A 1,041-nucleotide genomic window follows, 5' to 3' on the forward strand; every position below is an offset into this window, starting at 1 on the left:
GATCGTCGGCCATGAAGATCAATATGCCGATCAGCGCCATGGCGAGCGCGGCCAGCGCAAGGCCGGCAAGCAGCATGGTGGCGACCGAGGTGCGGCCATGCCTGGTCGCGACCCGGTAGAGCAGCAGCGTCACCGCCAGCCCGCCAGCGAACGCCGCGAGCGGCAAGGCCAGCGTGCCGAGCGCCAGGGTGAATGGCGCAAGCCAGGTCGAGCCGAGCACGATGACGGCGACGGCGCCGAGGCTGGAGCCGGCCGAGACGCCGATCAGGCCGGGATCGGCGAGCGGATTGCGGAACAGCCCTTGCATTACCGCCCCTGACACGGCGAGTGCTGCGCCGGTCAATACCCCGAGCAGGACGCGCGGCAAGCGAATGTCGTAGATGATCAGCCGGTCGCGGGCGCTCAATGCCGCGTCGCCTGGCACCGCACCGGTGAGCCAGTCACGAACGACGCCGACCGTAGAGGCGTCGGAAGCGCCCGATGTCAGCGACAGCAGCACCGAGAGGGCAAGCGCCAGGCACAGAAGCAGTATGACGAGGCGAGCGCGCGCCGAGCGGTCGCCATCGCCCGTCGCCATCCTCCCCGCCGCGCCGACGACCGATTGATCCGCCATGATCAGTCCGTGACCTGGCCGCCATAGAGCGAAACGGCAAGGTCACGGATGGCTTCTGCCGTGCGCGGTCCGAAGCCGAGCAGGTAGCCGCCATCCATGCGGATGACCTTGCGGGCAGCACCGGCCGGCGTCGAGGCGATGGACGGGTTCGAGAACAGCTCGTCGTCGGACACCGCCGGTCCGGCATTGTCCATCATCAGGATGACCTCCGGCCTGGCGGTGACGATCGCCTCGTCCGACATCTGCTTGTAGCCGGAGAAGCCTTCGACCGCATTGACGCCGCCGGCCAGATTGACGATGCCATCGGCGGCGGTTTCGCTGCCGGCGGCAAGAATCTTGCCGCCCTGCGTCGACAGCACGAACAGGATGCGCTTACGCTCCTTGATCGATGCCGTCTGCTGCTCGGCGGCCTTCAGCCGGGCGTCGAC

At 68.2% G+C, this 1,041-nt stretch carries 2 protein-coding genes; both read right to left on the reverse strand.

All coding sequences use genetic code 11. The annotated features are described in order from the left end of the window. A partial coding sequence (locus EN781_RS33110; RefSeq protein ID WP_145965814.1) for an iron chelate uptake ABC transporter family permease subunit occupies window positions 1-613 on the reverse strand: 613 nt, incomplete at its 3' end. 2 nt (window positions 614-615) lie between these two features. Then, window positions 616-1,041: ABC transporter substrate-binding protein (locus EN781_RS33115; RefSeq protein WP_145965815.1), on the reverse strand; the 426-nt coding region annotated here is incomplete at its 5' end.

The organism is Mesorhizobium sp. M4A.F.Ca.ET.090.04.2.1 (assembly GCF_003999085.1).
Taxonomy (GTDB): Bacteria; Pseudomonadota; Alphaproteobacteria; order Rhizobiales; family Rhizobiaceae; genus Mesorhizobium.